This is a genomic window from Kitasatospora sp. NPDC096077 (assembly GCF_040303245.1).
Taxonomy (GTDB): Bacteria; Actinomycetota; Actinomycetes; order Streptomycetales; family Streptomycetaceae; genus Kitasatospora.
This window is the reverse complement of the sequence record NZ_JBEOSV010000001.1, coordinates 446,246-469,573: the sequence shown is the minus strand read 5'-3', so window position 1 is coordinate 469,573 and position 23,328 is coordinate 446,246. Positions and strand designations below refer to the sequence as shown.

Here is a 23,328-nt window from a genome sequence, read left to right as displayed (position 1 = left end):
GCACCTCCCCTCCACAGACGCGCCCCTACTCCCGCCACTCCACGAAGGAACAGCTCCCATGCGCCTCCCCAAGATCGCCCGCACCGCGGCCGCCGCCGGCGCCGCCGTCCTGCTCGCCGCGGGGTGCGGCAGCGGCGGTGGTTCGACCGGCACGGCCGGCGGTCACGGCCTGAACCCGCCGAAGCTGCCGATGCTCCAGTCCCTGGGCACCGGCGAGGGCCAGGTGAACCTGGTCGCCTGGGCCGGCTACGCCGAGGACGGCTCGGACGACAAGTCCGTGGACTGGATCCACCCGTTCGAGCAGCAGACCGGCTGCAAGGTCAACGCGAAGATCGCCGGCACCTCGGACGAGATGGTCTCGCTGATGAAGACCGGCCAGTACGACGCCGTCTCCGCCTCCGGCGACGCCACCCTGCGGCTGATCGCGGCGGGCGACGTCGCGCCGGTCAACACCACGCTGGTCCCGAACTACGCGGACGTCTTCGACGGGCTGAAGAACCAGCCGTGGAACTCCGTGAACGGCCAGATGTACGGCATCCCGCACGGCCGCGGCGCCAACCTGCTGATGTACCGCACCGACAAGGTCACCCCGGCGCCGGACTCCTGGCGGGTGGTCTTCGAGGGCGCGTCCGCCTACGCCGGTCACGTCACCGCCTACGACTCGCCGATCTCCGTCGCCGACGCGGCGCTGTACCTGATGAAGACCAGGCCGGAGCTCGGCATCAAGAACCCCTACGCCCTGGACGAGACCCAACTCAAGGCCGCCGTCGACCTGTTGAAGCTCCAGCACAAGTCGGTCGGCGAGTACTGGAGCGACTTCCAGAAGGCGGAGAACTCCTTCAAGACCGGTGACACCGTGGTCGGCACCAGCTGGCAGGTGATCGCCAACATGGCGCAGGCCGACAAGGCGCCGGTCCAGGCGGTGCTGCCGAAGGAGGGCGCGACCGGCTGGTCGGACACCTGGATGGTGTCGGCGAAGGCCGCCCACCCCAACTGCGCCTACCAGTGGATGAACTGGATCGTCTCGCCGAAGGCCAACGCCCAGGTCGCCCAGTGGTTCGGCGAGGCCCCGGCCAACTCCAAGGCCTGCGACCAGACCACGGACAAGAACTTCTGCAGCACCTTCCACGCCACCGACGAGGCCTACTGGAAGGACGTCTACTACTGGACCACCCCGGTCAAGAGCTGCCTGGACGGCCGCACGGTGGCCTGCACCGACTACGCCGCCTGGACCGCCGCCTGGACCGAGATCAAGGGCTGACCGATGGCGACCGAAGCGGCCGCCCCGCCGCGCCGGCGGGGCGGCGTGCGGCGTGCGGCCGCCGTCCTGCACCGGCACGCCGGGCTGCGGCTGGCGCTGCTGCTGTCCGCGCCGATGGCCTGGCTGGTGCTCGCCTACCTGGGCTCGCTGGCCGTGCTGCTGATATCGGCCTTCTGGGCGGTCGACGACTTCACCTACGACGTCGTCCGGGTCTGGAACACCGCCAACTTCCACACCGTCCTCACCGAGCCGGTCTACCGGACGATCGCCCTGCGCACCCTCGGGATCGCCGCCGCGGTCACCGTGATCGACGCCGTGGTGGCCTTCCCGATGGCCTTCTACATGGCCCGGATCGCCCGGCCGCGCACCCGCCGGCTGCTGGTGGTCGCGGTGCTGACCCCGCTCTGGGCCAGCTACCTGGTCAAGGCGTACGCCTGGCGGGTCATCCTCGGCCAGGGCGGCGTGCTCGACTGGCTGGGCCGGCCGGTGGGGCTGTCCAGCCCCGGGTACGGCACGACGGCGGTGATCGTGGTGCTCGCCTACCTGTGGCTGCCGTACATGATCCTGCCGGTCTACGCCGGGCTGGAGAACCTGCCGGCCAACCTGCTCGACGCCTCGGCCGACCTCGGTGCCTCCGCCGGGCGGACCTTCCGCTCGGTGGTCCTCCCGCAGGTGCTGCCCGCGGTGTTCGCCGGATCGGTGTTCACCTTCTCGCTGAGCCTGGGCGACTACATCACCGTGCGGCTGGTCGGCGGCAAGACCCAGGTGCTGGGCACCGCGATCGCCGACAACGTGACGCTCAACCTGCCGCTGGCGGCCGCGCTGTCCTGCGTGCCGGTGCTGCTGATCGTCGGCTACCTGCTCGCCGTGCGCCGCACCGGCGCCCTGGACTCCCTCTAGGAGGTCGAACACCGTGATCCTCTCCCGCCGTGCCCGGTTCGCGCTGCGCGCGGCCACGGCCGCCGGCCTCGCCGTGGTGTACCTGCCGCTGCTGCTGGTGCTGCTCAACTCGCTGAACCGGGACCGCTCCTTCGCCTGGCCGCCGACCGGGCTGACCACCGAGTGGTGGGCGCGGGCCTGGGAGTCCGAGGGCGCCCGCGACGCCCTGGCCGCCTCGCTGAAGGCGGGGGCGGGGGCCACCGCGGTGGCCCTGGTGCTGGGCACCATGACGGCCTTCGCCGTGCAGCGGTACCGGTTCTTCGGCCGGCAGGCGGTCTCCTTCCTGGTGATCCTGCCGATCGCACTGCCCGGCATCGTCACCGGCATCGCGCTCAACGCCGCGTTCCGCACCGTGCTGGGCCCGGCAGGCGTCGGCTTCGGCCTGCTCACCGTGGTCGTCGGACACGCCACCTTCTGCATCGTGGTGGTCTTCAACAACGTGGTGGCCAGGCTGCGCCGGATGTCCCCCTCGGCCGAGGAGGCCTCGGCGGACCTCGGTGCCCACACCTTCCAGACCTTCCGGTACGTCACCTTCCCGGCGGTCCGGTCGGCCCTGCTGGCGGGCGCGCTGCTGGCCTTCGCGCTCTCCTTCGACGAGATCGTGGTGACCACCTTCACCGCCGGCCCCGGCATCCGGACGCTGCCGCTCTGGATCTACGACAACCTGGCGCGGCCCAACCAGGCGCCGGTGGTCAACGTGGTCGCGGCGGTCCTGGTGCTGCTCTCGGTCGTCCCGGTGTACCTGGCCCAGCGGCTGTCCGCCGACACCGGTGGCGGCCGGCTGTAGGGCCGGTCCTCGCTCATGACGGAATGTCGAAGACGTGACTCTTCATCGAATGCCGAAATTCCGAAACAGTCTTCTGACCCGCATTCAGTGAATGCGGAGTGCGCTTCCACGGCGTTCCGGCGAGGTCCCCACCTGCCGGAACGCCGTTCTTAATGTTTCCTTACCCGCGGCCGTTGACCTGCGTTCATCAAACCTGCTTTCCTTCATGCCCAGCAGGCACCCCCCACCGAAAGACCGTCAATTCCGGTTGCCCGGAAGAAACGACCGGATTCGACGCCCGGTGGAATGGACCTGTCTCCCTTCCTCACAAAGGGATCGCCCGTCGGCCCCCAGCCGCCGGGCGATCGGTAACGAGAGAGGCACCCTCACCCCATGGGTCACTCCCGCAGAATGCGGCGTGCGAAGTACGCGGCGCTGACCGGCATCGCGTCCCTCGCCCTCGCCGCCGCCGGCCTCGCCGCCGCCGGCCTCGCCGGCGCGGCCGCACCGGCCTCCGCACAGTCCATCTCCAGCTCCTCCGGCAGCAGCGCTCCGGAGACCAACCCCTGGAGCCCGCAGAACGGCCACCCGTACCGCCACGGTGCGGTCCCGGGAACCAAGCAGCACGAGAACTACAAGAAGTGGGCGGCGGAGCACGCCGTCGCGGCGGCCACCGGCCAGCAGACGCTGTCCTACGGCGGCGGCGTCGACGGCATCGGCGTGCAGAGCGGTCACTCCAAGGTCTACCTGGTGTTCTACGGCAACCAGTGGGGCACCCAGTCGACCGACGCCAACGGCAACGCCAAGTTCTCCGGCGACTCGGCCGGCGCGGCCGGGGCCACCCAGCAGATGTTCAAGGGCATCGGCACCAACGGCGAGACCTGGTCGGCCGACCTGACCCAGTGGTGCGACGGCCCCAACGTCGCCACCGGCGCGGTCAGCTGTCCGTCCAACGCCAACTTCATCCCGTACCAGACCGGCGGTGTGCTCTCCGGCGTCTGGTACGACAACGCGGCCGCCTCGCCCGCCCAGGCCAGCGGCAACCAGCTCGCCCAGGAGGCCGTCAGCGCGGCCGGCCACTTCGGCAACACCACGGCCGCCGCCAACCGCGACGCGTACTACATCATCCTGTCGCCGCACGGCACCGACCCGGACGACTACCAGAACCCCACCACCGGGTACTGCGCCTGGCACGACTGGAACGGCGACACCACCCTCACCGGTGGCGCGGCAAGCTCGCCCTACGGCGACGTCGCCTTCTCCAACCAGCCGTACAACGTCGACCAGGGCAGCACCTGCGGCGTCGGCTTCGTCAACTCGCCCGGCACGCTGGACGGCTACACGATGACCCTCGGCCACGAGTGGCACGAGATGATGTCGGACCAGAACCCGGCCGGCGGCTGGACCAACCACGTGGCCGGCAGCTCCTACCTCAACCAGGAGAACTCGGACGAGTGCGCCTGGCTCCAGCCCGGCACGACCGGCGGCGCCGCGAACATCTCCTTCGGCTCCTACGGCACCTACGCCGAGCAGGCCAGCTGGTCGAACGACACCAACTCCTGCGCGATCTCGCACGCCATCCTGACCCACGGCAACCCGGGCAACACGGTCACCGTCACCAGCCCGGGCAACCAGTCCGGCACCGTCGGCACCGCGGCCAGCCTCCAGGTCAGCGCGAGTGACTCGGCCTCCGGCCAGACCCTGAGCTACGCGGCCACCGGCCTGCCGGCCGGCCTGTCGATCAACTCCTCGACCGGTCTGATCTCCGGCACCCCGACCGCCGCGGGCAGCAGCAGCGTGACGGTCACCGTGACCGACTCCACCGGCGCCACCGGCAGCACCACCTTCACCTGGGCCGTCGCGGGCTCCGGCGGTGGCGGCACCTGCGCCAAGCCCGGCCAGCTGCTCGGCAACCCCGGCTTCGAGACCGGCACCGCCGCGCCCTGGACCGCCACCGCCGGCGTGATCGACAACGGCACCTCCGAGCCCGCCCACAGCGGCAGCTGGAAGGCCTACCTCGACGGCTACGGCACCACCCACACCGACACTCTGAGCCAGACCGTCACCGTCCCGGCCGGCTGCAAGGCCAGCTTCTCCTTCTGGCTGCACGTGGACACCGCCGAGACCAGCACCACCACGGCCTACGACAAGCTGACCGTCCAGGCCAACTCCACCACCCTGCACACCTACTCCAACCTGGACGCGGGCACCGGCTACGTCCAGCGGACCTTCGACCTGTCGAGCTTCGCGGGCCAGACCGTGACCATCAAGTTCACCGGCACCGAGGACGCGTCGAACCAGACCAGCTTCGTGATCGACGACACCGCCCTCAACGCCTCCTGACGTAGCGCGCACGTCGGAAGCACGTCGCACGTCAGCACGCCGAACGCACCGGGGTGGGCCTTCGGGCCCGCCCCGGTGTGTTTTCCGGTTCCGGGGGCCTGCCCGGGGGATCCGATCCGGCCTCCACCGCGTCCAACCGGCACCCCTGGCACCTCGGCACCCTAGGAAGCACCGTGACCCTGAACAGACCCGCCGCTCGCGCCCTGAGCTGCGCCGCCGCCCTGCTGGCCCTGGCCGGCTGCGGCTCGACCGGTGGTACGTCCACGACCGCGTCCCCCACCACCCTGGTGGTGAGCAAGCCGACCCCCGTGACCGCCGACGAACACGCCGACCGCACCACCCTGAAGGCGGCCGTCGGCGCGACCGTCTCGGTCGAACTGCACAGCACCTACTGGTCCGCGGCCACCAGCTCCGCCCCCGACGTGGTCACCGCGACCGGCGCCCCGACCACCACGCCGGCCCCGTCCTGCCGCCCGGGCGGCGGCTGCGGCACCGTCACCACCACCTTCACCGCCCACAAGGCCGGGACGGTGCACCTCACCGCCTCCCGCAGCGTCTGCGGCGAGGCCCTCAGCTGCGCACCGGACCAGCGGGTCTACGACGTCACGATCGAGGTCACCGGCTGAGGCGCCCTCCGCGTGCCGCTGGTGCCCGTCGCCCCTCCGGAGGGGCGACGGGCGGCGGCTCACAGCTCCGGGGCCCCGGTCTCCGTCAACTCGCCGTCCGCCAGCCGCAGCCACCGGTCGACGCCGATCCCGGCCAGGAAGCGCTCGTCGTGGCTGACCACCAGGAACGCCCCCTGGTAGGAGTCGAGGGCGCCCTCCAACTGCCCGACGCTGAACAGGTCCAGGTTGTTGGTCGGCTCGTCCAGCAGCAGCAGTTGGGGTGCGGGCTCCGCGCACAGCACGCAGGCCAGCGTGGCCCGCAGCCGCTCGCCGCCGGACAGCGCCCGGACCGGCAGGTGGGCCCGGGCGCCGCGGAAGAGGAAGCGGGCGAGCAGGTTCATCCGCTCGGCCTCGGGGCGTTCCGGCGCCGCCGCGGCGAAGTTCTCCGCGACCGTGCGGTCCTCGTCCAGCAGGTCCAGCCGCTGGGAGAGGTAGGCCACCCGGCCGTCGGCGCGCCTGACCTGTCCGTCGTCCGGGGCGAGGTCCCCGACGAGCAGTCGCAGCAGGGTGGTCTTCCCGGCCCCGTTGGCACCGGACAGGGCGATCCGCTCCGGGCCCCGGACGGTCAGGTCGATCCCGCCGTCGGCGAACAGCGGGTTGCCGTCGCGCAGCACCTGGAGCCGTTCGCCGATGAAGAGGTCCCGCCCGCTGGGCACCTTGGTCCCGGTGAGGTCCAGGGTGAGGCGCTGCTCGTCGCGCACCGCGCGCCCGGCCTCGTCGAGCCGGGCCCGGGCCTCGTCGACCCGGGCGGCGTGCACCTGGCCGGAGCGTCCGGCGGACTCCTGGGCGCCGCGCTTCATGTTCCCGGCGAAGATCCGGGGCAGCCCGGCGCTCTTGAGGTTGCGGGCGGCGTTGCCGGCCCGGCGCTCGGCGCGCTCGCGGGCCTGCTGCAGCTCCCGCTTCTCCCGCTTCAACTCCTGTTCGGCGGTGCGGACGTTCTTCTCCGCGACCTCCCGCTCGGCCTGCACGGCCTGCTCGTACGCCGTGAAGTCGCCCCCGTAGAGGCGCAGTTCATGGCTGTCGAGCTCGGCGATGCGGTGCATCCGGTCGAGCAGGGCGCGGTCGTGGCTGACCACCAGCAGGCAGCCGGTGAAGTCCTCCAGGGCGTCGTGCAGCCGGCGGCGGGCCTCGACGTCGAGGTTGTTGGTGGGTTCGTCGAGCAGCAGCACGTCCGGCCGCCTGAGCAGCTGGGCGGCGAGGCCCAGTCGGACGATCTGACCGCCGCTGAGGGTGCCCAGCCCCCGGTCGAGCCCGAGCCCGCCGAGGCCGAGGCGTTCGAGCTGGGCGAGAGAGCGCTCCTCGATGTCCCAGTCCTCGCCGATGGTGGTGAAGTGCTCCTCGGCGACGTCGCCGGACTCCACGGCGTCGATCGCCCGGATCACCTCGGCCACGCCGAGCACCTCGGCGACCGTGAGCCCGGCCGTCAGCGGGAGGTCCTGGGGGAGGTAGCCGGCCGTGCCGCCGATCGTCACCGACCCGGCGGACGGGCGGAGTTGACTGGTGATCAGCTTGAGCAGGGTGCTCTTGCCCGAGCCGTTGGGCGCGACCAGGCCGGTGCGGCCGGTGCCGACGGTGAAGGAGAGGTCCTGGAAGACGGGGGTGTCGTCGGGCCAGGAGAAGGACAGCTGGGAACAGACGATGGACGCGAAGGACATGGAACGACCCGGGAGTTGGGCGGGCGGAGACGAGTCCGGCCCGAAAGAGACAGGGGGACTGGGTAGGACGACTCGGACCGCTGCACTGGGTGCCCTGCACCCGCAACGGCCTTCAAGCCCGGGATTCACCCGGAGATGTCGTCGTCACCCGCCATGTCTGCTGCACTCCTCGATAGGGGTAGGTCGATCGTCAGCGTAGCAGTCCGTTTTCTCCGGGGCCTCCCATTAATGAACGGACGGCGGCCGGCGTCACAGGCGGTCCGCGTCGACGACGGCCTGGGCGAAGGAAGTCGGCGCCTCCTGCGGCAGGTTGTGGCCGACACCGGGCAGCGCCCGGTGCTCGTACGGGCCGGTGAACATGGCGCGGTAGGAGGAGCCGTCACCGGGGGCCGCGGTGAACGGGTCCAGCGCCGGGTCGAGGGTGATCGTCGGCACGCCGATGGTCGGCTTGCGGGCCAGCAGGTGCTCGTCGTGGTCGTAGCGGCGCTCGCCGTCGGCGATGCTCAGCCGCCAGCGGTAGTTGTGGATCACGATCGCGGCGTAGTCGGGGTTCTCGAAGGCGGCCTCGGTGCGCTCGAAGGTGGCGTCGTCGAAGTTCCAGGTGGGGGAGACGGTCTGCCAGACGAACCGGGTCAGGTCGTGCCGCAGCCGCTGGTCGTGCATCGCCCGTTCGCCGCGCTCGGTGGCGAAGTAGAACTGGTACCACCAGGTGCGTTCGGCGGCCGGGGTGAGCGGGATCCGCTGGGCGTCCCGGTTGGTGACCAGGTAACCGCCCACCGACACCAGGGCCTTGACCCGCTCGGGCCACAGCGCCGCCAGGATGTCGCCGGTTCGCGCGCCCCAGTCGAACCCGGCGACCACCGCGCGGTCGATCCGCAGCGCGTCCAGCAGTGCGAGGACGTCCCGCGCGATGGCCGCCTGCTGGCCGTTGCGGGCGGTCCGCGGCGAGCGGAAGCGGGTGGAGCCGTGACCGCGCAGGTAGGGGACGATCACCCGGTAGCCGAGGCCGGCCAGCAGCGGGGCGACGTCCACGAAGCTGTGGATGTCGTACGGCCAGCCGTGCAGGCAGAGCACCACCGGCCCGTCCGCGGGGCCGAGTTCGGCGTAGCCGACGTCGAGCACCCCGGCGGTGACCTGCTTCAGCGCCGGGAAGGAGCTGTGGGTGCCGGGGGCGACGCTGGGCACCACCGGAGCCGGGCCGGAGTGGGACGGGCCGGAGCGGGCGGGGCCGGAGCTGGCCGGCGCGGCGCCGGCGACGCCGGAGAGGCCGGTCAGCGAGAGGGCGGCCGCGCCGGCGCCGAGCCCGAGGGACTTGTGGAAGCCACGCCTGTCGATCATGAGTTGCCTTCCGGAGCTGGGAGGACCGGCTCGGGAGGCCGAGCCGGGCAGGACGTTACTGGTCTGGACAGTGATGGAGACGGTGGCTCGACGGGGATGCGCGAAGACGGACCAGGACGGAGCGAGGCATCGGGCATTGCGCCCCGAGGCGGTGACCGGTCAGTATGGTGACGTGATGCACGCCTTCCCCTGCGGGACCCTGCCCCTCGACTTCGTCGGCACGCTGCGCGCCCGGCGCAACGCCGCGCCGCTGGAGAAGCTGGCCTCGCCCGAACAGCTGGACGCCTGGTTCGTGGAGTCCGGGATGCTGGACAGCGGGCCCGGCGCCGACGGGACCGACGTCGACATCGCGGTGGACCTGCGCGAGGCGATCTACTCGCTGGTCGCCGCCCGGCTCGACGGGCAGCCGATGCCGCCCCGGGCGATCGCCGAACTGAACCGGCACGCGGCCGGGTTGCCGGTCACGCTGCGGCTGCAGGCCACCGGTGCGACCCGGAGCGGATCCGTGTCCCAGGGCCTCGCCGCACTCGCCCGGGAGGCCGTCGGGATCCTCGGCGGCGATGACGCCGCCCTGCTCCGCGAGTGCGCCCGACCGGAGTGCACCCAGGTCTACCTCGACCGTTCGCGCGGCCACCGGCGCGAGTGGTGCGCCATGCGGACCTGCGGCAACCGGGTCAAGGCCGCCAGCTACCGTGCGCGCCAGCACGGCGGCGCCGAGGGCTGACGCCGAAGACTGAGGCCGAGCGCGGCTTCCCCGAACCCCCGTCCTGGTCGCCGTCGCGACGGCAGGGCGGGGGTTCGACGTTCCCGGGGGTCCACCGGCCTCAGCCGAGCAGTGCGGTGGCCTTGACCGTCACCGGGATGTTGCCCCGGGTCGCCTTGGAGTACGGGCAGATCCGGTGCGCCGCCTCGCCCAGCTCGGTGGCCGTCTCCTGGTCCACCCCGCCGAGTTCGAGGTGGAGCGCGGCGCTGAGGCCGAACTCCCCGTCGTCGCCGTGGGTCAGCGTGGTCTCGACCGCGATCGAGGTGCTGCCGAGCCGGACCCCGCGCTCGGCGGCGGCGCGGCGGACGGCGCCCAGGAAGCAGGCGCCCCAGCCGGCCGCGAGGAGCTGCTCCGGGTTGGTGGCCCCACCGGCGCCGCCCAGCTCCGCGGGGATGGCGAGCGAGGTGGTCAGGTTGCCGTCGCTGGAGGCGACGTGCCCGCCGTTGCGGCCCTCGCCCGTCACGATGACCGTTCCGGTGTAGCTGACTGCCATGGTTGTGCCTCCTGATGAATGTCCGTCTGTATATCCATTCGATGAGCCGCTGTCGGCGTCACCTGTCTAACTGGTGATGAGTATTGGCGGGTTCCCTGGGGTCGTCAAGGCGGCCCATGGCTAATCGCCCCTCATGTCAGAGGATTTGCCCCAATAAAAGGCAAAAGTGACGGCCAATCGGCAACGTGAGCTCGACCACGCCATAACCGTATTGACAGGTTATGAAGATCGACGCTCGACTACCGGACCACTGTCGAAGATCAGACCGTCCGATGTTCCACCGGTGTTCAGTCGCGCGCTCCTGACGCCACCCCGTCAAGCCCCTACCTTCCCTCGTGGACTGCGAGAAGGAGCCATGGAAGACACGCAAGCCGCGCCGCCACCCCCGACGACGACACCTTGAACTCCTACGGCACCCAGGTGCCGGCCGACCCGGACACCGGTGCCGCCACCTTGGGCACCGTCAGCGTGATCGACCTCTCCGACCCGGCCGCGGCCGTCGGGAGCATCGACGCCGGCCGGGACGCGGTGGTGCAGCGGATCTCCACCCGGCCGTGGCCGGAGGCCTCGGTCGGCTACGAGCCCACCGCCGTGACCCTCACCGACGACGGCCGGCTGCTGGTCACCCTCGGCCGGGCCAATGCGATCGCGGTCTACCGCTTCAGCGGCGCCCAGGAGCCGGTGAGCTACGTCGGCCTGCTGCCCACCGACTACTTCCCGGCGGAGGTCACCACCGTCGGCAGCCAGGTGGTCGTCTCCAACACCCGTGGCATCGACGCCTGGCGGCCCAACTCCACCGGCGCCCACAACACCCACGACACCACCTCCAGCGTGACCCGGTTCACCCTGCCCGGTGACAAGGAGATCCGCTCGCAGACCGCCAAGGTCTTCCAGCAGAACGGCTGGACCAAGGGCGCGGTGCAGACCGCCGACCGCCACAAGGCGAAGGCGGTCCCGGTGCCGAGCCGGATCGGCGACCCGTCGACGATCAAGCACGTCTTCCTGATCGTCAAGGAGAACCGGACCTACGACCAGCTCTTCGGCGACATCGGCAAGGGCAACGGCGACCCGAAGCTGGCCCAGTTCGGCGCCAACGTGACGCCCAACCAGCAGGCGCTGGCCAAGCAGTTCGGGCTCTACGACAACACCTACGACATCGGCACCAACTCCGCCGAGGGCCACAACTGGCTGATGCAGGCGGACAACCCGGAGTACACCGAGTCCTCGGCGGGCGAGTACGAGCGCAGCTACGACACCGAGGACGACGCCCTCGGCCACCAGCGCTCGGGCTTCCTGTGGACCGGCGCCCAGGCGGTCGGCCAGGACGTGCGCGACTTCGGCGAGTTCCACCAGTTCCTGACCAAGCCCGACGGCGCGAACTGGCAGAACCTCTACTGCGACGCCAAGAACATGGAGGCGACCGGGGACGACACCGCCTACCCGCTCAACTCCTCCTCGCCGATCCCCTCGCTCAACGACGTCTCGGTGCCCGGCTTCCCGAAGTTCGACCTGGACGTGCCGGACCAGTACCGGTACCAGATCTGGAAGCAGGACTTCGAGCAGAACGGCCCGGCCAACCTCAACATGCTGTGGCTGTCCAGCGACCACACCGGTGGCCCGGCCAGCCCGGCCGCCCAGGTCGCGGACAACGACCTGGCGGTGGGGAGGATCGTCCAGGAGATCTCGCACAGCGAGTACTGGAAGGACACCGCGATCTTCGTGGTCGAGGACGACTCCCAGGCCGGCCTGGACCACGTGGACGGCCACCGTGCCCCGATCCAGGTGATCAGCCCCTGGGCGCAGCACGGAAAGGTCGACAGCCGCTACTACTCGCAGATCACCATGGTCCGCACCATCGAGCTGGGCGTGCGCCCGAGTCGGCCTCGTACTGGACGTACTTGGACGATTCGGGCGTGCGTCCAGGCGGGATGCCCGGCGTCGCGCGCCCGGCAAGATCGGCCGGACAGGGCCTAGGCGACGGCCCCGGTTCGGCAGCAGCGCCGAGCCGGGGCCGGCCCGGTTCACAGCGTGAGCAGGACGGCGAGCAGGCGGTCGATCTCCTCGGGGGAGTTGTAGACGTGCAGGCTCACCCGGACCGAGCTGTCGGACTCGCCGGCCCGGGCCTGGCAGTGGCCGTCGGCGCGGACCATCAGGCCGTGGCTGGCGAGGACGAAGCCCAGGTCGTTGGAGGGGATCGCGCGGTGCCGGAGGGTGACGATGCCCTCCCGTCGCTGGACCGGTGAGTCGGCGGCCAGGCTCTGCTGGCACCCGAGGACCTGGTAGGCGTCGCAGCCGCGCAGACCGTCGGTGAGCCGGGCGGCCAGGGCGCCGGTCCAGCGCTGGATGCGGTCCGGGCCGGCCGCGTCCAGCCAGTCGAGGGCGGCCTCCAGGCTGGCGATCCCGCAGGTGTTGGGGGTGCCGCTCCAGCCGCCGGGGCGGAAGGCGGGGCCCCGGGTGTTGCGGGCCCAGACGGCGCCGGTGCCGGGCAGGGCCATCGCCTTGTGGCCGGAGAAGACCACGAAGTCGACGTCGAGGGTGCCGACGTCCACCGGCAGGTGGCCGACGCTCTGGGCCGCGTCCAGGCAGATCGGGACGGACGGGCCGACGGCGGCCCGGATCCGGTGGACGTTCATGTCCCCGCCGTAGACGTGGTGGACGTGGGTGGCGGCGACGAACGCCGTGCGCTCGTTGACGAGTTGCGGCAGGGCCCGGTGGTCGTAGTCGTGCGAGGCCGGGTCGTAGGGCAGTTCGCGGACCCGGACGCGCACGCCCCGCTCCGCCAGCAGCCGTTGGGCCTCCAGCCAGGGCAGGGCGTTGGCCTGGTGGTCGGCGAACGGCACGATGATCTCGTCGCCGTCCCGGAGGAGTTCGGTCAGCCAGTCCCGGGCGACGGTGCGCAGCCCCTCGGTGGTGCCGCTGGTGAAGTGGACGGCGGAGGGCCGCCCGGGGTCGGGGTCGCCCAGGAACGCGGCGACCCGGGTGCGGGTGCGTTCGACCAGGGCGGTGGTGGCGTTGGCCCAGGTGTAGGTGCCGCGGCCGGCGTTGGCGTTGGCGGTGGTCAGGTACCGCTGGACGGTGTCGAGCACGGCCCGCGGCTTCTGCGCGGTGGCCGCGCTGTCCAGGTAGACCTGGGACGGGTCGGCCGTGACGATGGGGAACTGGGCCCGCAACTCGCGGTGCCAGGAGTCGAGTTCCTCGAAGGTCTCCATGGTGGCCCCCGCTCAGTCCCGGACCAGCGGCGCGCCCGCGTCGCGCCAGCCGATGATGCCGCCCGCGAGGCTGCGGACGTCCCGGTGACCCATCCGGGTGAGCAGGGCGGCGTACTGGACCGACTTCTCGCCGATCGGACAGGCCAGCAGCACGGGCTGCCGGGTGCCGAACGGCAGGCCGCCGTGCAGGAGTTCGTCGAACAGCTCGTCGACGATGTTGATCGAGCCCTCGATGTGCAGCGCGGAGTAGGCGAACGGGCCGCGCAGGTCCACCACCAGCGGGTGGTCCTCGGCGATCCACTTGCGGGCGGCGTCCACGTCGACGACCCGGGCGGCGGCGAGCTCGGCCGGGGTCAGGGTGCCCACCGAGTTGGGCCGCGCGGGCTGGTTGAACAGCTCCGGCCGCCGGTCGCGGATGTAGCCGAGGTAGCTCTCCACCCGGTCGCAGACGATGAACACGGCGGTCCGGCGTCCGGTCGCCCCGCCCGGCTGGTCGTCCAGGGCGCGCAGGTGGCGCAGCGCGCCGTAGTAGGCGCCGCCGCCGGTGGGCCCGGCGAGCAGGCCGCAGCGGCGGACCAGGGTAAGCATCCCGTCGATGGCCTGGTCGGCGGTCACCGACTCGATGCTGTCGTAGGTGCCGGGGTCGAACAGCCCGACCTCGTGCACCTCGTCGATGGTGCGGATGCCCGGGATGAAGTCGGACTTGTGGGCGACCAGCCCGACCACCTCGACCGCGGGGTTGTGGGCGCGCAGCACGGTGGCCACGCCGGTGGACGAACCGGCGGTGCCCACGCAGGCGACGAAGAAGTCGGGGGCCCGGCCGTCCAGGTCGCGGACGATCTCCGGCCCGGTGCCGGTCAGGTGCGCCTGGACGTTGAGCGGGCTGTAGTACTGGTCGGTGTGCAGGTAGCCGGACTCGGCCTCGGAGAGCATCCGGTGGATCCGGGTGAGCGGGTCGTCGGTGTCGGTCGGGTCGAGGCACTCGGCCCGGCCGGGCAGTTCCTCGATCTCGGCGCCGAGCAGCAGCAGCAGGTCCTTGATCTCGGGGACCTTCATCCGGTTGGTGACGCTGCGGAACGGCAGCCCGTGCATGCCCGCGATCAGTGCCAGCGCCTTGGCGGTGTTGCCGCTGGACAGTTCCACCACGGTGTCGCCCCGCTCGACGGCGGCCGGGAGGGCCTCCCGGGTCATGTTCCAGGCGGCGCGGTCCTTGACCGAGCCGAAGGGGTTGAGCAGTTCGAGCTTGGCGTACAGGTCGATGGTGCGCAGGCCGGTCACGGCCCGGTCGATCCGCAGCAGCGGGGTTTCGCCGATCGCGTCGGTGATGCTGTCGTACCTCATCCGCGGCTCTCCCCCTGGTGGTTCGTGGCCCCGGCGGTGTCCAGGGGCCAGTACTGCTCGTCGAGGCGCCAGTGCCAGGCGCCGTCCTGCCGGTACGCGGCGACCTTGCGGGCGACGGGCTGCTGGATCGGCCCGCCGGCGTTGAAGTCCATCAGGTAGCCCGCCGTGTTGGCGAAGGCGAGCAGGTCGCCGGGGGCGGGCAGGCGGGGCAGGAAGACCAGTCGACGGGTGATCAGGTCGGCCTCCAGGCAGAGGTTGCCGAGCAGGTAGACGCCGACGGGCTCGGCGGCGCCGGCCGGGGCGCCCGGGCGGGGGACCAGCACCGGGTCCATCAGCACCCCGTGGTCCTCCAGGGCGGCGTCCCGGGCGTTCAGCTCCAGCCGCACCAGGTGGTCGCCGTCCGGGGTGTGCCGGACCTCCAGGACCCGGGCGAGGGTGGCTCCGCACTGGTCCACCAGGGCCCGGCCGGGTTCGACGGCCAGCTCGTACAGGTTCTCCAGCAGCAGGGTGGCGAGCGGGCGGCCGAGGGTGGGCGCGGGCTGGGAGAGCAGTTCGTCGAGGTAGGCCTCGGCGGCCACCGGGCGGTGCGCGGGGTAGAGGCCGAGCGTGCCGCGCAGGGTGCCGGACTCGTTGCGCAGCCCGTAGCCGTGGTCCTGCCAGGTGAGCGCGGGCCGTCGGCCCAGGACGGCGTTGGTCAGCTCGGTGGTGTACTGCTCCCACTGGGCGGCGTGGGCGAGGTAGTCGACCCCGAAGCCGCCGCCGATGTCGATGGTGCGGGGGCGCAGTCCGCGCCGGTGGCAGTCGTCCATCGCCCGGAGGCAGGTGTCCAGGGCGACGGCCTTCTCGGCGATCCCGGTGGTGTCCAGGTGGTAGGCCACGCCGGTGAGTTCGACGGCGTCCCGGTGGCGGGCGAGGGCGTCCAGCAGGTGGTCGAGTTCGCCGACCGGGGAGCCGAACCGGCTCGGCCGGGTGAGCACGGTGACGCCGGGTGCGCGGAAGCCGGACAGCCGGGGCATGACGGGCACCCGGGGGAGGGCGTGCTTGCGCACCAGGTCGGCCAGGTCGTCGAGTTCGGCCCGGGAGTCCAGGTGGACGGTGGCGCCGGTGCGGGCGGCCAGCCAGAGGAACTCGCGGCTCTTGGGGCCGGTGGCGATGATCCGCTCGGGCGTCCAGCCGGCCCCGAGGGCGTGCTGGAGTTCGGCGAGCGAGCCGACGTCGAGGCCGGCGTCCAGTCCGGCGTCGGTGGCGGCGAGCCGGCGGACCAGCGCGCTGGAACGGTTCGCCTTGTGGGCGAAGTAGATCCGGCCGGTGAGGTGGTGCTTGCGGAAGACGGACCGGAAGCGGGCCAGGTTGTCGGCGAGCTGTTCGGGCAGGAGCAGGTTGAGCGGTGACCCGAGCGCGTCGACGAGGGGGTGCAGGAAGTCGGGTGTCTCCAGGAGGGATCGGAGTCGGGGTTCCAGCCGTGGTTCCAGATAGAGCGGTGAGGGCCGCATCGGTGAGCTGCTCCCGTCGGAGGTCGGCGTGGGGCCGGGCGGCGCGCCGATCTCACTTCGGTGGGCGTCGCCGACCGAGGGAAACGGTAACTGTTTTCACATTGGATCAACAGGATTTTCTGTCACACCATCGCAAAGACTGTGCCAATCCGAAAGCAATCAATCCACTTGTGACAAAAGGGAGTTGGATCTCCGAGGGAGGTCCGGGGGCGGGCCGGCTCAGCGCAGCGCCACCAGGACGGAGCTGGCGCCGTACTGCCACACCGACCCGGCCTGGCGGAAGCCCGCCATCCGCAGCAGTTCGGCGTGCTGGGTGGCGGACAGCCCGTTGCTGTCGCCCTCGGTCGGCGGCAGTTGGCGCTCCCGGGCGGCCAGCAGTTCGGCGAACTCGGGGATCAGCCGGGCGGCGTCCCACCACTGCGTCCAGTCCTCGGTGTCGGCGAGGCCCCGGCGCTGGGAGCGGCGCCGGCCGATGGCGAGCGCGAGTTCGGCGAGCGAGGGCTCCTCGGGGATCAGGTGGTCGCCGTTGACCAGGACGGCGCCGGGGCGCAGCGCGCCCGCCAGGTCGCGGTAGATCCCGAGCAGCGCCTCCGGCGGCGGGTAGTGCAGCGCGGTGGAGGAGATCACGGCGTCCAGCGGGCGGTCCAGCCCGAGGTCCGCGATCCAGCCCGGGCGGCCGATCATGGTCTCCACCCAGCGGGTGACCCGGGGGTGGCCGGCCCGGCCGAGGGCGAGCAGCAGCGGGTCGATGTCGACGGCGAGGACCTCGGCGTGCGGCAGTCGGTCCGCGACGCGGGCGGACAGCGAGCCGGGGCCGCTGCCGAGGTCGGCGATCAGCGGCCGTTCGTGGTGGCCGACGACCTGTTCCAGTACGTCGACGATGACGGTGAACCGCTCCTCGCGTTCCACCGCGTACTGCTCCTGCTGGCGCTCCCAGCGTTCCACCCAGGCTCCGGCCAGGGTCTCGTCGACCGGCATTCCGACTCCCGCAGTGTCCGTGCGCATGCGCACTCCCCGTTCGATTGCCAATGTCTGTCATGTCCATATGAATTGGCAACGAACCGGCGCGATCCACTGCCCGCACCGTAATGATATCCGTTTTCATCTAATGCTGACGCCCACACGGAAACGGGGCGCACACACGGAAAGCGGGGCAGGGCGCCATCGCGCCCCGCCCCGCTTCCGCGGACAGGAGTTCGAAGGCCGGGCCTAGCGGCCGGCGCCCGGGTCGCCGCCGGCCGAGCGGACCGCCGCGCCCGCCCAGGCGCGGTTGCCCAGCAGGGTCTTGACGTCCGAGGCGAGCCCGTTGTCGGGGTTCACCCGGTAGCCCAGCTCGTACAGGGTGTTCTTGTCCCAGTTGGTGGTGAGCAGCCGGATCGGGACGTCGCCGGGGTGGGCCTCCAGGGCGAGCTTGAGCTCGGAGACCAGCTGGGGGGTGATCCGGTGCACCGGCACGGTGATCTGGACCGGCGGCTTGGTGCCCAGTTCGGCGGAGGAGACGTCCAGGGTGGTGATCTCCTGGCCGAAGATGCTCAGCGAGCCGTCGCGCTCGTTGAGCCGGCCGCGGACCGAGATCACGTTGTCCTCGATCATCTGGTCGGCCATCAGGTTGTAGGTGGCCGGGAAGAACAGCACCTCGACCGAGCCGTCCCGGTCGGACAGGGTGATGATCGCCCAGGCGTTGCCCGCCTTGTTGATCCGCCGGTCCACGCCGGTGATCAGCCCGGAGAGCCGGACCTCGCCTTCCGAGCGGCCGGAGCCGAGGAGTTCGGCGATCGAGGTGTCGCGGTTCTGGGAGAGGATGTGCTCGGCGCCGTCCAGCGGGTGGCTGGAGACGTAGAGGCCGAGCATCTCGCGTTCCAGGGCGAGGAGTTGGCGCCGGGGCCACTCGTTGTCGGTGAGCTGGAAGTCCAGCCCGATGGTCGGCGAGCCGTCGCCGCCGTCGAGGGCGCCGAACAGGTCGTCCTGGCCGATGGCCTGCTGCTTCTTCACCCCGGTGACGGCGTCGATGGCGCTCTCGTGCACGCTGCTGAGCGACAGCCGGGAGTGGCCGAGCGAGTCGAAGGCGCCCGCCTTGACCAGCGAGTCGACGGTGCGCTTGTTGCAGACCACCAGCTCGACCTTGTCCAGGAAGTCGGCGAAGGAGGTGTACTTGCCGTTCTCCTCACGGGTGCGCACCAGCGACTCGATCACCGGCACACCGACGTTGCGCACCGCCTTGAGGCCGAACCGGACGTCGCTGCCGACGGCGGTGAAGTCGACCACCGACTCGTTGACGTCGGGGGAGAGGATCTTGATGCCCATCTGCCGGCACTCGGCCAGGTAGACCGCCATCTTGTCCTTGTCGTCGGCGACGGACGTGAGCAGCGCGGCCATGTACTCGGCCGGGTAGTTGGCCTTCAGGTAGGCGGTCTGGTACGAGACCAGGCCGTACGCGGCGGAGTGCGACTTGTTGAACGCGTAGCCGGCGAACGGGACCAGGACGTCCCACACCGCCTGGATCGCCTCGTCGGAGTAGCCGCGCTCCTTGCAGCCCGCGTGGAAGGGCACGAACTCCTTCTCCAGCACCTCCTTCTTCTTCTTGCCCATCGCGCGGCGCAGCAGGTCTGCCTGGCCGAGCGAGTAGCCGGCCAGCACCTGGGCGGCTCGCTGCACCTGCTCCTGGTAGACGATCAGACCGTAGGTCGGGCCGAGGACGTCCTTGAGCGGCTCCTCCAGCTCGGGGTGGATCGGGATGATCTCCTGCTGGGCGTTCTTGCGCAGGGCGTAGTTGGTGTGCGAGTTCATGCCCATCGGGCCGGGCCGGTACAGCGCCGAGACGGCGGAGATGTCGGCGAACTCGGTGGGCTTCATCAGCTTGAGCAGGGCGCGCATGGGCCCGCCGTCGAGCTGGAACACGCCCAGGGTGTCGCCCCGGGCCAGCAGCTGGTAGGTGGTGGGGTCGTCGATCGGGATCTTCTCGATGTCGACGTCGACGCCCCGGTTGGCCTTCACGATCTTGATGCAGTGGTCGATGATGCCCAGGTTCCGCAGACCCAGGAAGTCCATCTTGATCAGGCCCATGGCTTCGCACGACGGGTAGTCGAAGCCGGTGATGATCACGCCGTCCTTGTCCCGCATGTGCAGCGGGATCAGGTCGAGCAGCGGGGTCGAGGAGAGGATGACCGCGGCCGCGTGCACGCCGGTGCCGCGGATCAGGCCCTCGATGCCCCGGCCGGTGTCGATGATCTTCTTGACGTCGGGCTCGTTCTGGTACAGCGCCCGGATCTCGGTGCCCTCGTTGTACCGGGAGTGCTTCTCGTCGAACAGGTCGGCCAGCGGCACGCCCTTGCCCATGACGTCCGGCGGCATCGCCTTGGTGATCCGGTCGCCCATCGAGAACGGGTAGCCGAGGATGCGGTTGGCGTCCTTCACGGCGGCCTTGGCCTTGATGGTGCCGAAGGTGTTCACCTGGGCGGTGTACGCGGCGCCGTACTTCTCGGTCACGTAGCGGACCATCTGGTCGCGCTGGCGGTCGTCGAAGTCGATGTCGACGTCCGGGGGGTTGATGCGCTCGGGGTTGAGGAAGCGCTCGAACAGCAGGTCGTGCTCCAGCGGGTCCAGCTGGGTGATCCCGGTCAGGTAGGCGACCATCGAGCCCGCCGCCGAGCCACGGCCGGGGCCGACCGGGATGCCGTTGTCCCGGCCGTACTGGCAGATGTCGGCGACCACGAGGAAGTAGGCGTCGAACCCCATCGGGGTGATGACGCCCATCTCCAGCTCGATCCGGTCCAGCACCTCCTGGCTCGGGCTGTCGCCGTACCGGTGCTGGAGCCCGATCTCGATCTTCTTGCGCAGGAAGGACGCCTGGGTCTCGCCCTCGGGCACGTCGAACTGGGGCATCCGGTCGACGTAGGTGAAGACCTCCTCGTACGACTCGATCCGCTCGGCGATCGCCAGGGTGTTGTCGCAGGCCTCCGGCAGCTCGCGGAAGAGCTCGCGCATCTCCTCGGCGGTCTTCACGTAGTAGCCGGTGCCCTGGAACTTGAACCGGTTCGGGTCGTCCTTGTTCTTGCCCACGCCGACGCAGAGCAGGCTGTCGTGGGCGTCCGCCTGGTCGGCGGTCACGTAGTGCGAGTCGTTGGTGGCCAGCAGCGGGATGTTCAGGTCCTTGGCCAGGCGCAGCAGGTCGTCGCGGACGTCCTTCTCGATGGAGAGGCCGTGGTCCATCAGCTCCAGGAAGTAGTTCTCCTTGCCGAAGATGTCCTGGTAGGCGCCGGCCGCCTTGACCGCCTCGTCGTACTGGCCCAGCCGCAGCCGGGTCTGCACCTCGCCGGAGGGGCAGCCGGTGGTGGCGATGATCCCGGTGGCGTTCGCGGCGATCAGCTCGCGGTCCATCCGGGGCTTCATGTAGTAGCCCTCCATCGACGCGAGCGAGGAGAGCTTGAAGAGGTTGCGCAGACCGGTCGCGTTCTGCGCCCACATGGTCATGTGGGTGTAGCGGCCGCCACCGGAGACGTCCTTGCCGCCCTCGCCGTCACTGCTGCTCGGGCGCTGGCCGCCCGGCGACCAGAACACCTGCTTCTTGTGGAAGCGGGACCCGGGCGCCACGTACGCCTCGATGCCGATGATCGGCTTCACCCCGGTCTTGGCGGCCGCGTGGAAGAACTCGTAGGCGCCGAACATGTTGCCGTGGTCGCTCATCGCGATGGCGGGCATGCCCTGTCTCTCCGCCTCGGCGAACAGCTTGCCGTTCTTCGCCGCCCCGTCGAGCATCGAGTACTCGGTGTGGACGTGCAGGTGCGCAAAGCTGTCGGACACGGCGCTGTGCTCCTCGGGGAACCTCGGTAGGGGAGCGGTCCAGGCTAGCGGGTCGACCCGGACGACGCGCCGGGCGGGGTGCCCGCCGCGGCGACCTTGACGCGTTCCTACCGTCTCCCGGGGCGACCCGTGCTAGGCGCCGGACTCGGCGCCCGGCCCGGGCCGCCCCGGGAGCTCGGTCAGGACGCCGGGCCGGGGTCGGTGATGCTGTCCGCGCCGGTCTCCAGGTGGCCGGCCAGGCGGCGCAGGAAGCCGTCGGAGGTGTCCGCGGTGACGGTCAGGTCGTACCAGCCGCTCCTGGTCGCGAAGGCGGCGCTCACCGGGGCGCCGGCGGTGGTCCCGGCCGGGACGCTGTACGTCCAGGGGCCGCCGGTGCCGTAGGCGTTGTCGGTGACGGTCACGGTGGCCGCCGTGCCGCCGGTGTTGGTGAACGCGAGGGTGAGGGCGGCGTTCGCGGTGTCGTAGCCGGACGCGACCTCGACCAGGGCCGCGCCGCTGCCGCAGGCGGTGCTGCGGTTGCCGGCGAAGCGGCGGTGGAACCCGTTGGGGCCGTAGAGCGACAGGTCGTAGGCGCCGGTCGGGGTGCCGGCCGTCCAGTAGTCGGAGACGGTGGCGCAGGCGCCGACGGTGTACAGCCACGGGCCGTCGGTGCGGTAGGCGTTCGGGTAGACGTAGAAGACGACGCCCGCCGTCCCCGTGTTGGTCATGTCGATCCAGAACGTCCCGCCCGCGCAGTCGGTACGGCCGGTTGCGTTGGGCTGCCAGGGCAGCGCGCGGGCCGGGCGGGTGCCGGGCTCCTGGACGGGCATTGACTGGACGGCCGGGACCTTCGGCGCCGGCAGGCTGCCGCACTGGTCGTCCGCGCCGGAGACGTAGCCGCTGGTGTCCGGCAGCGCGGGCCAGCTGCTGTCCTGGCCGGAGAAGCCGAAGACGGAGGTCAGGTCGCCGCTGACGGCGCGGCGCCAAGCGCTGATGTTGGGCTCCTTGACGCCGAACCGCTGCTCCAGGAAGCGGATCACCGAGGTGTGGTCGAACACCTGGGAGTTGACGTAGCCGCCGCGGGTCCAGGGGGAGACCACGATGAGCGGCACCCGCGGCCCCATCCCGATCGCCCGGCCGCCGGAGACCTCGCCGACGGTGGAGACCGAGCTCTTGCCCTGGGAGGAGGTGGCCGGCGGGACCGGCGGCGGGACGTGGTCGAAGAAGCCGCCGTTCTCGTCGTAGTTGAGGATGAAGGCGGTCTGCGACCAGACGGACCGGTTGGCGGCCAGCACCTGGAGCAGCCGGGCGCTGAGGTCCTCGCCGTAGGCGGGCCGGTAGTTGGCGTGCTCGGAGAGCGAGGCCGGCGCGACGATCCAGGACACCTGCGGCAGGGTGCCCGCGTCGACGTCCTTCCGGAAGGCGGCGACCAGGTCGGGGACGGTGGCCATGCCCTTGTCGTGCAGCGGCGAACCCGGCTTGGCGTTCTTGAACTTGGCGAACCAGGCGAGCGCGTTGTCGTCGAAGTTGTCGCTCTGCTGGTAGACCTTCCAGCTGATCCCGGCGGCCTCCAGCCGCTCCGCGTAGGTGGTCCAGCCGAAGCCGGCCGCGGGCTCGGTGTTGTCGAGGACGGCCGACTTGCCGACCGAGAGGCCGTTGGAGCCGGTGAACAGGTGCAGCCGGTTGGGGTTGGTCTGGGTCAGGGTGGAGCAGAAGTAGTGGTCGCAGATGGTGAAGGCGTCCGCGAGCGCGTAGTAGAAGGGCAGGTCGGGGCGGGCGAAGTAGCCCATGCCGAGGCCGGGGGTGCGGGCGGTGTTCCAGGCGTCGTACTTGCCGCCGTGCCAGATCGCGGTGTCCACCGGGTAGCTCATCGCCGGGGCGTCGGCACAGGTGGCGCTGGTCGTGGTGGTGTCCATCCGGAACGGCAGGATGTAGCCGTCGGAGTTCGAGTACGGCTGGTAGAAGGCCGGGTTGCCGCCGGGCAGGTTGATCGCGTTGCGGTCGCCGAAGCCCCGGACGCCGTTCATCGTGCCGTAGTAGTGGTCGAAGGCGCGGTTCTCCTGCATGAAGATCACGACGTGCTGGACGTCGTTGATGGTGCCGCTGGCGGCGGGGGCGGCCACGGCCTGCTGCAGGGACTCGGGGAGGGCGGAGAGGCCGGCGGTCGCTCCGGCGGCGGCTGCGGCGAATCCCATGAACGTTCGGCGGGACACGGGGGTCACGAGGGGCTCCTCTTGTCTGGACAAGTGCTTCCCGACTTGGCTGGACAAGTCTGGGGAGCGC

Annotated in this window: 15 protein-coding genes and 1 pseudogene; 7 read left to right on the top strand and 9 right to left on the bottom strand. The window is 71.0% G+C overall.

Annotated features, from left to right (window positions below; all coding sequences use genetic code 11):
* Nucleotides 1-58: 58 nt before the first annotated feature.
* The 5 genes from ABTZ03_RS01795 (at nt 59) to ABTZ03_RS01775 (ending at nt 5,935) form a co-directional block, all read left to right on the top strand.
* On the top strand, nt 59-1,261 hold the full coding sequence (locus ABTZ03_RS01795; protein ID WP_350510861.1) for an ABC transporter substrate-binding protein: 1,203 nt from the start codon (nt 59-61) through the stop codon (nt 1,259-1,261).
* A 3-nt stretch (nt 1,262-1,264) separates the two neighbouring features.
* Complete coding sequence (locus ABTZ03_RS01790; RefSeq protein WP_350510860.1) at nt 1,265-2,161, top strand: ABC transporter permease; 897 nt, start codon at nt 1,265-1,267, stop codon at nt 2,159-2,161.
* Between the two features lie 13 nt (nt 2,162-2,174).
* Complete coding sequence (locus tag ABTZ03_RS01785; protein WP_350510859.1) at nt 2,175-2,987, top strand: ABC transporter permease; 813 nt, start codon at nt 2,175-2,177, stop codon at nt 2,985-2,987.
* 390 nt (nt 2,988-3,377) lie between these two features.
* Nucleotides 3,378-5,309 carry a putative Ig domain-containing protein gene (locus tag ABTZ03_RS01780; protein WP_350510858.1) on the top strand — a complete coding sequence of 644 codons (1,932 nt, stop codon included), beginning with the start codon at nt 3,378-3,380 and terminating at the stop codon, nt 5,307-5,309.
* A gap of 173 nt (nt 5,310-5,482) precedes the next feature.
* Nucleotides 5,483-5,935, top strand: a complete 453-nt coding sequence (locus tag ABTZ03_RS01775) for a hypothetical protein (protein WP_350510857.1) — start codon at nt 5,483-5,485, stop codon at nt 5,933-5,935.
* A 59-nt stretch (nt 5,936-5,994) separates the two neighbouring features.
* Here ABTZ03_RS01775 and ABTZ03_RS01770 read toward each other — a convergent pair whose 3' ends face one another.
* Both ABTZ03_RS01770 and ABTZ03_RS01765 read right to left on the bottom strand, forming a co-directional pair.
* Nucleotides 5,995-7,629 (bottom strand): ABC-F family ATP-binding cassette domain-containing protein, encoded by a 1,635-nt coding sequence (locus ABTZ03_RS01770; RefSeq protein ID WP_350510856.1) that lies wholly within the window; start codon nt 7,627-7,629, stop codon nt 5,995-5,997.
* Nucleotides 7,630-7,878: 249 nt separating this feature from the next.
* Complete coding sequence (locus ABTZ03_RS01765; RefSeq protein ID WP_350510855.1) at nt 7,879-8,967, bottom strand: alpha/beta fold hydrolase; 1,089 nt, start codon at nt 8,965-8,967, stop codon at nt 7,879-7,881.
* Between the two features lie 175 nt (nt 8,968-9,142).
* Here ABTZ03_RS01765 and ABTZ03_RS01760 point away from each other — a divergent pair, with 175 nt between their 5' ends.
* On the top strand, nt 9,143-9,691 hold the full coding sequence (locus tag ABTZ03_RS01760) for a CGNR zinc finger domain-containing protein (protein WP_502894364.1): 549 nt from the start codon (nt 9,143-9,145) through the stop codon (nt 9,689-9,691).
* A gap of 100 nt (nt 9,692-9,791) precedes the next feature.
* Here ABTZ03_RS01760 and ABTZ03_RS01755 read toward each other — a convergent pair whose 3' ends face one another.
* Nucleotides 9,792-10,223, bottom strand: a complete 432-nt coding sequence (locus tag ABTZ03_RS01755; protein ID WP_350510853.1) for an Ohr family peroxiredoxin — start codon at nt 10,221-10,223, stop codon at nt 9,792-9,794.
* 372 nt (nt 10,224-10,595) lie between these two features.
* On the opposite strand from ABTZ03_RS01755, the pseudogene ABTZ03_RS01750 reads away from it, so the two are divergent.
* Nucleotides 10,596-12,197: pseudogene (locus tag ABTZ03_RS01750) on the top strand (alkaline phosphatase family protein); the annotation flags it as partial.
* 47 nt (nt 12,198-12,244) lie between these two features.
* Here ABTZ03_RS01750 and ABTZ03_RS01745 read toward each other — a convergent pair.
* The 6 genes from ABTZ03_RS01745 to ABTZ03_RS01720 all read right to left on the bottom strand — a co-directional run bounded on the left by ABTZ03_RS01745 (nt 12,245) and on the right by ABTZ03_RS01720 (nt 23,267).
* Nucleotides 12,245-13,432 (bottom strand): aminotransferase class V-fold PLP-dependent enzyme, encoded by a 1,188-nt coding sequence (locus ABTZ03_RS01745; RefSeq protein ID WP_350510852.1) that lies wholly within the window; start codon nt 13,430-13,432, stop codon nt 12,245-12,247.
* 12 nt (nt 13,433-13,444) lie between these two features.
* Nucleotides 13,445-14,773: a pyridoxal-phosphate dependent enzyme gene (locus tag ABTZ03_RS01740; RefSeq protein ID WP_350510851.1), complete on the bottom strand. Its 1,329-nt coding sequence runs from the start codon at nt 14,771-14,773 to the stop codon at nt 13,445-13,447.
* Entirely contained in the window at nt 14,770-16,266 is a 1,497-nt protein-coding gene (locus ABTZ03_RS01735) for a Y4yA family PLP-dependent enzyme (RefSeq protein WP_350510850.1), read from the bottom strand. Before ABTZ03_RS01735 ends, ABTZ03_RS01740 begins: the two co-directional genes overlap by 4 nt.
* A gap of 219 nt (nt 16,267-16,485) precedes the next feature.
* Nucleotides 16,486-17,271 carry a class I SAM-dependent methyltransferase gene (locus ABTZ03_RS01730; protein WP_350510849.1) on the bottom strand — a complete coding sequence of 262 codons (786 nt, stop codon included), beginning with the start codon at nt 17,269-17,271 and terminating at the stop codon, nt 16,486-16,488.
* 204 nt (nt 17,272-17,475) lie between these two features.
* Nucleotides 17,476-21,066 (bottom strand): DNA polymerase III subunit alpha, encoded by a 3,591-nt coding sequence (dnaE, locus tag ABTZ03_RS01725; protein WP_350510848.1) that lies wholly within the window; start codon nt 21,064-21,066, stop codon nt 17,476-17,478.
* A gap of 179 nt (nt 21,067-21,245) precedes the next feature.
* Nucleotides 21,246-23,267 (bottom strand): phosphocholine-specific phospholipase C, encoded by a 2,022-nt coding sequence (locus ABTZ03_RS01720; RefSeq protein WP_350510847.1) that lies wholly within the window; start codon nt 23,265-23,267, stop codon nt 21,246-21,248.
* Nucleotides 23,268-23,328 lie beyond the last annotated feature (61 nt).